Raw genomic sequence first — 243 nt, forward strand, 5'->3', positions numbered from 1 at the left:
AATGTAAAGTATAGTGTGTTATACTTTACATGGAAGTTGACCGAAAACAGGTACACGTTTGTACCTCGTGAATGGAGCTGAAAAATGATGAGCTATGCAGTTTGTAGAATGCAAAAAATGAAGTCCCATGATTTAAAAGGGATTCAATTTCACAATAAAAGAGAGCGGGAAAGTAAGACGAACCCCGATATTGATAAAGACAAATCAAATGAAAATTACGATTTTATAAATGATGGAAATATT

The 243-nt window shown here is 32.9% G+C and carries 1 protein-coding gene; it reads left to right on the forward strand.

Going from position 1 to position 243, the window contains the following annotated elements:
• Positions 1-87 precede the first annotated feature (87 nt).
• On the forward strand, positions 88-243 hold a 156-nt coding region (locus AWV70_RS23240; RefSeq protein WP_201024462.1), incomplete at its 3' end, for a plasmid recombination protein.

The organism is Sporosarcina koreensis (assembly GCF_001531445.1).
In the GTDB taxonomy this organism is placed as follows: Bacteria; Bacillota; Bacilli; order Bacillales_A; family Planococcaceae; genus Sporosarcina; species Sporosarcina koreensis_C.